This is a genomic window from Nocardia sp. NPDC004278, from assembly GCF_053602975.1.
Window position 1 is genome coordinate 91416 of sequence record NZ_JBSGEQ010000006.1, and the last position, 6442, is coordinate 97857.

Below are 6442 nucleotides of genomic sequence, written 5' to 3' on the forward strand. Positions count from 1 at the left end.
GCTACCGCAGATTCGATAGCGCTCCTAGCGGAGGGCCAGCGCAACGATCTGGGTGACCTGCTGGTCGGAGAAGTTGTTGTCGCTGACCAGGATCAAGGTTCGCGCACCCGATGGCAGGCGAGGCCCCCAGGTCATGCCCTCGATGTTGTCGATCGGATCCAGGCCGAGATCGGCGAGGTCGACCAACAGACGCTTGGCGACCGGACGGGCATTGTCGAGCGGCGCATCAAGGACATTGGTCGCGCCATTGGTATCGGCCTCGTAGATGCGGATCTTATTGCCGATACCGACCACGAAAGAGCGTTCCAGGACCAGGAATTTCGTGGGATCGAGCGGGTCGGCGGCAAGAATCGACGCAATGCCGTTCATTCCCTGGCCCGAATCGGGCTGCGACTGCGCGAAGACCGGCTCCATCGGGTAGGCGTACTGAGCCAGCAGCGGACCGAAGCGGGCCTGAACCGTAATCCGCGAGGTGGCAGCGGCTTTCACCGTGGCGACGGGACCGTCCTGTAGCAGCGGGCCCTCCACGGACGTTACGAACAGAGTGCCGCCCGCCGCGAAGGTCGCGCCTTCCAGGGCGAGATTCTGGCGCGGGCCGGTGCTCGGGCGCATCCGCTCGTTCTCCGGGATCGGGAGTTCGGCGACGAAGGTGCCGTCCGGGTGGGTGATTCGCACCGACGGGTCGGCCAGCACGGTATCGGTGCGCTCACCTTCCTGAGTCCAGAAGTAGTCACCGGTCCACGGGTCGACGCGAATCTCCTCGGGATCCAAGGACTTCGGTGCGTACAGGGAGCCGCCCGAGGTGCGCAGCGGGTGGGTACCGGTGAACGTCACCGGACCAACGCCGCGGTCGTCCACACCGAATCGCGCGGTGTAGAACCGCGCCGGATCCCGCTCCGACCTGTCATCACTGATCAGCACGTATTCGCCGGTACCCGGCTGGAAGTCGATGCCGGACAGGCCACCGACCGTGGTGCCTCGGAAGTCGGCGTCGAACGGAATGATCTGCTCGCCGAGCAGGCGTACCGGGGCGGCATCGCCCGCGACCGGCCGGGGCGCGGCGGTGGCGACCGGGGCGAGGGCACCCGCGACCGCGACAGTCGCTACGAGCAGGGATCGGCTACGTCTGACCACAATCGGCAACGGTATCGGCCAGGTCGATCACGCGGGTTAACGGCACCCGAAATCGACGCTCGAAACGGCGAAAGCCCGCCACCGCGAAAAGCGGTGGCGGGCTGACCTTTTCGAGCGACCTGCAAGCAGTCGCTACGGCACGTTGCGAAGTACCGCGAGACTACTTGCGCAGCGAGGCCGGAACCTCGAAGCGCTCGCCGTAGGTCTTGGCGAGGTAGTCGGCGCGCTCGACGAAGGCCGCCTGGCCACCCGGGTAACCGACGATGAACTGGTGCACACCACCGGTCCAGGCCGGGAAGCCGATGCCGAAGATCGAGCCGATATTGGCGTCGGCGGTGGTGATCAGCACACCCTCGTCGAAGCACTTCTGGGTCTCGATCGCCTCGATGAACAGCATGCGGTCGATCAGATCCTGCAGCGGCACACCGAAACCGGCGGTCGTCTTGAAGTGCTCGCGCAGACCCGCCCACAGGCCGAGGCGCTTGCCATCCTCGTCGTACTCGTAGAAACCGGCCTTGCCCAGGCGACCCGGGCGACCCTGCTCGACCAGGTAGTTGATGACATCCTGCGCCGGGTGGCGCTTGACGCCCATGGTGGCGTCGCCCTGCTGCGCGGCCTCGAGGGTCTCCTTGGCGATCTTCTGCATCAGCGTCAGGTTCAGCTCGTCCGACAGCTGCAGCGGCGCGGCCGGGTAGCCCGCCTGCAGACCCGCCTGCTCGATGGTCGCGGGCTCGATGCCCTCGTTGAGCATGGCGATCGCCTCGTTGACGAAGGTGCCGATCACCCGCGAGGTGAAGAAGCCGCGGCTGTCGTTGACGACGATCGGGGTCTTCTTGATCGCGAGGGTGTAGTCGAACACCCGGGCCAGCGCCTCGTCCGAGGTCTTCTCACCCTTGATGATCTCCACCAGCGGCATCTTGTCGACCGGCGAGAAGAAGTGGATGCCGATGAAGTCCTCCTGGCGCTTCACACCGGTCGCGAGACCGGTGATCGGCAGGGTGGAGGTGTTCGAGCCGAGCAGCGCGTCCGGGGTGACGATGTCCTCGATCTCCTGGAACACCTTGTGCTTGAGCTCGGTGTTCTCGAAGACGGCCTCGATGACGAAGTCGACACCGGCGAAGTCGGCCGCGTCCGCGGTCGGCTTGATCCGGTCCAGCAGCGCCTTGGACTTGTCCTCGGTGGTCTTACCGCGGGACAGCGCCTTGGCCTCGATCTTCTCGGAGTAGTTCTTGCCGCGCTCGGCCGCCTCGATGGTGACGTCCTTGAGCACGACCTCGTAGCCCGCCTTGGCCGAGACGTAGGCGATACCCGCGCCCATCATGCCCGCGCCGAGCACGCCGACCTTGCGGATCTCCTTCTTCGGGACATCCTTGGGCCGCGAACCACCGTTGTTGATCGACTGCAGGTCGAAGAAGAACGCCTGGATCATGTTCTTCGCGACCGGGCCGGTCAGCAGCGAGACGAAGTAGCGCGATTCGATCAGCGACGCGTTGTCGATATCGACCTGCGCACCCTCGACCGCGGCCGCCATAATGGCGCGCGGTGCGGGCATGTTGGTGCCCTTGAGCTGCTTGCGCAGGTTGGCCGGGAAGGCCGGGAGGTTGGCTGCAAATGCGGGCGTAGACGGCGTGCCGCCCGGGATCTTGAAGCCCTTCTTGTCCCACGGCTGCACGCCGCCCTCGGGGTTGGCCTTGATCCACGCCTTGGCGGCGGGCACCAGCTCCTCGATCGAGCCGACGACCTCGTTGATCAGGCCGATCTCCTTGGCCTTGCCCGGGCGGTACTTATTGCCCTGCAGCAGAACCTGCATGAGCGCGCCCTGCAGACCGAGCATGCGCACGGTGCGGGTGACACCGCCACCGGCGGGCAGCAGGCCCAGGCTCACCTCGGGCAGACCGAGCTGCACGCCCGGCACGTCGGCCGCGATGCGGTAGTGGGTGGCCAGGGTGATCTCCAGGCCGCCGCCGAGGGCCGCGCCGTTGATGGCGGAAACGACCGGCTTGCCGAGGGTCTCCAGCCGACGCAGCGCCGACTTGATGGTGCCCAGCTCTTCCATGAGGGCCTGGCCGTCTTCCGGGCCGACCTTCATCATGTTCTTCAGGTCGCCACCCGCGAAGAAGGTCTTCTTGGCCGAGGTCAGCACCACACCGGTGATGTTGTCCTTCTCGGCCTCAAGCCGGTCCACGGTCGCGGTCATGGACTTCTTGTACAGCTCGTTCATCGTGTTGGCGCCCTGGTTCGGGTCGTCCATCGTCAAAACGACGATGCCGTCCGAATCCTGCTCCCAACCGATCATGTTGGTCTCGCTCACAGCTCTGTGTCTCCTTGAATTCTCAGCTGTCGGTTGGGGTTAGACGCGCTCGATGATGGTGGCAACGCCCATGCCGCCGCCGATGCAGAGGGTGATCAGCGCGTAGCGGCCGTTGCGGCGCTCCAGCTCGTCGACCATGGTGCCGGTGATCATCGCGCCGGTGGCACCGAGCGGGTGGCCCATCGCGATGGCGCCGCCGTTGACGTTCAGCTTCTCGTCCGGGATCTGCAGATCCTTCTGGAACTTCAGCACCACCGAGGCGAAGGCCTCGTTGATCTCGAACAGGTCGATGTCATCGACCGACAGACCGGCCTTGGCCAGCGCCTTGTGCGCGGCCGGGGTCGGGCCGGTGAGCATGATGGTGGAGTCGGCGCCGCTGGTGGCGGTGGCGACGATGCGGGCACGCGGGGTCAGGCCCGAGGCCTTGCCCGCCTCTTCCGAACCGACCAGCACCAGCGCGGCACCGTCGACGATGCCCGAGCTGTTGCCGCCGTGGTGGACGTGGTTGATCTTCTCGACGAAGTAGTACTTCTGCAGCGCGACCGCGTCGAAGCCGCCCATCTCACCGACCACGGCGAACGACGGGTTCAGCTTGGCCAGGTCCTCGGCGGTGGTGCCGGCGCGGCGGTGCTCGTCGTTGTCGAGCACGATGATGCCGTTCTGGTCCTTGACCGGAACCACGGACTTGGTGAAGTAGCCGCCGGTCCACGCCTTGTCAGCGAGGTCCTGCGAACGCACCGCGTAGGCGTCGACGTCGTCGCGGCTGAAGCCCTCGATGGTGGCAATGAGGTCGGCCGAAACACCCTGCGGCACAAAGTAGGTGTCATAGTTGGTGGCCGGGTCCAACGCCCAGGCGCCGCCGTCGGAGCCCATCGGCACCCGGGACATGGACTCGACGCCACCGGCGATGACCAGGTCGTCGAAGCCCGAGCGGACCTTCTGCGCGGCCAGGTTCACGGCCTCGAGGCCGGAGGCGCAGAAGCGGTTGATCTGGAAGCCGCCGACGGTATCCGGCAGACCGGCCACGGTGACCGCGGTGCGGGCGATATCCATGCCCTGGTCGCCGACCGGGGTCACGACGCCGAGGATGATGTCGGAGATCCGGTCCTCGTCGAGGTTGGGGAAGCGAACGCGCAGCTCCTGGATCAGACCAACCGTCAGATCAATCGGCTTCACCGAGTGCAGCGAACCGGTCTTCTTGCCGCGGCCACGTGGAGTGCGGATGGCCTCGTAAATGTAGGCCTCTGTGGTCATATCGGAGTATTTCCTTCCTTGGGGTGCGGCGGGGGCGAACATGCGTCCATCCACGCTCTATGCAGCGTCCGAACGTCATCCGTTCGAGCGCGTTGTGCAGCGACACCACGTTTGCGGCGTGGCCGCGGGGGACCTCGCCGACCGGGCCGGAACCCGGTCGTCCTAACGCTGTACAAAAGCCGACAAGCAGCGGTAATCGCGAGTCCTACCGCCCAGTAGCCCTGGGCATACGATAGAACGTCGCGATACCGCAGTTCGCGGCCACCCGTTCATACTACCGTTGTGTGCGAACTCCGGTTAACTTAACGTCTTGTGAACGCCGGTTGTCAACCATCGAGTCGTGTGGCACCCAGCTCACTTTTGAGCAACTCCAAGGCGACCTCATCCGGGTCGCGCCGATCCCCCGGCGCCACCGGGGTCTGCGATTCGGCCAACATCTCCTGCTCCTCCTCCGGCGTGGAGGGCGGCGGGACACCGTCGATCGGCGGGTAGTCCATCGGACCCGGGTCATCCGGTAGATCGGGGTAGTCGGGCGGCGGAATATCGTCGTCGCCGCGGAACTGCCGGGCTTCGCCGCCCGGCGCGGGTCGCTGCCCACCGCCGGTCGCGGTATCGGCGGCCCTGGCCTGACTCGGTCGCGAGAATCGCGGCGGCGCGGGCGCATCCGAACCGCGGGTGGTCGCGTTGCCGGATTCACGTCCCGGCACACTCCCGGCCGGCTGCCCGGTCTGGCCACGCCCCCGGCCCGTCTTCTGCGGTGCGGCGGGCCGCGGCGCGGCGCCACCGGCCTCCCAGCGCACCGGATGATCACTGCCGAGCACGGCCCGCACCGCCGACCGCACCGCCTCCACATTCCGCGGATCCGACAGCCGCTGCGCCAATGGTGCGTGCTGATGCGCGAAAACGATCGCATCCCCCTCGATCCGCGCCACCGAGGCCCCCGACAACAACGCCTGCACGGTAGGCCCGAACTCCCGAACCTTCGCCCGAATATCCGCCCAGGCCCCCTCCACTGCCCGCAACAGATCCGCGTCCCCCTGCTGCTCCCCAACAGCATTCGCACCACCCTGGTCCGCCGCACCACCCCGGTCCGCAGCACCACCCCGGTCCGCAGCACCACCCCGGTCCGCCGCGCCCCCATGCTGCGCCGCGACACCCTGTGGGGCAGCACCTTGCGGCACGGCAGCACCACCCGCACCTGCACCGGTCGTCGGCGCGCTCGCTTGCGTCGATGCCCCGGTCGCGGACGCCACCCGTTCTGCGTCAGCCTGGTCGGACCGTTGAGCCGACAACGACGCCGCGCCAGCACCGGTGGCCCCTGCATAGTCGCGCCCTGCGGGTGCGGTTGTCTCGGAAACCGCCTGCGCCCCTTCGGATTCCAGCAGTCCGGCACCGGCCGACGAACCCGCCGCACCAGCAGACTCGCCCCCGGTCGGATCGGCGACGACGCGGTCTCCGGACTCGGCCGCCAGCGGCGGCGCGGCCACCTCCGGTCCAGCCGTATCGACCGGCACAAAGGCGAACTCCGGCCCCGCGTCGCCATGCTCGCGGTCCGACTGCCGTCCAGCAGCGGCGCTCTGTTCTTCGCCGACAGCTTGCCCAGCAGCCTCCGCAACAGGCTGCGTCACGACGGCAGCGTCCGCACCGACGACCTCATCCGACGCGGCACCGAGCCCGGCGGCCGAATGCCGTTCAGCGGCCGCGGCGCGCTCCGCGGGCAGACTCGGCCCCGGAGCAGCAGCC

At 67.4% G+C, this 6442-nt stretch carries 3 protein-coding genes and 1 pseudogene; all 4 read right to left on the bottom strand.

The window, feature by feature from the left end; translation table 11 throughout:
• Nucleotides 1-24: 24 nt before the first annotated feature.
• Nucleotides 25-1134 (bottom strand): esterase-like activity of phytase family protein, encoded by a 1110-nt coding sequence (locus tag ACWEO2_RS11440; protein ID WP_452405210.1) that lies wholly within the window; start codon nt 1132-1134, stop codon nt 25-27.
• Between the two features lie 160 nt (nt 1135-1294).
• Nucleotides 1295-3445, bottom strand: coding sequence for a 3-hydroxyacyl-CoA dehydrogenase NAD-binding domain-containing protein (locus ACWEO2_RS11445; protein ID WP_452405211.1), 2151 nt, complete (start codon nt 3443-3445; stop codon nt 1295-1297).
• Between the two features lie 39 nt (nt 3446-3484).
• Nucleotides 3485-4699 (bottom strand): acetyl-CoA C-acetyltransferase, encoded by a 1215-nt coding sequence (locus ACWEO2_RS11450; RefSeq protein WP_452405212.1) that lies wholly within the window; start codon nt 4697-4699, stop codon nt 3485-3487.
• Between the two features lie 326 nt (nt 4700-5025).
• Nucleotides 5026-6442 (bottom strand): annotated as a pseudogene (locus ACWEO2_RS11455) (hypothetical protein); the annotation flags it as partial.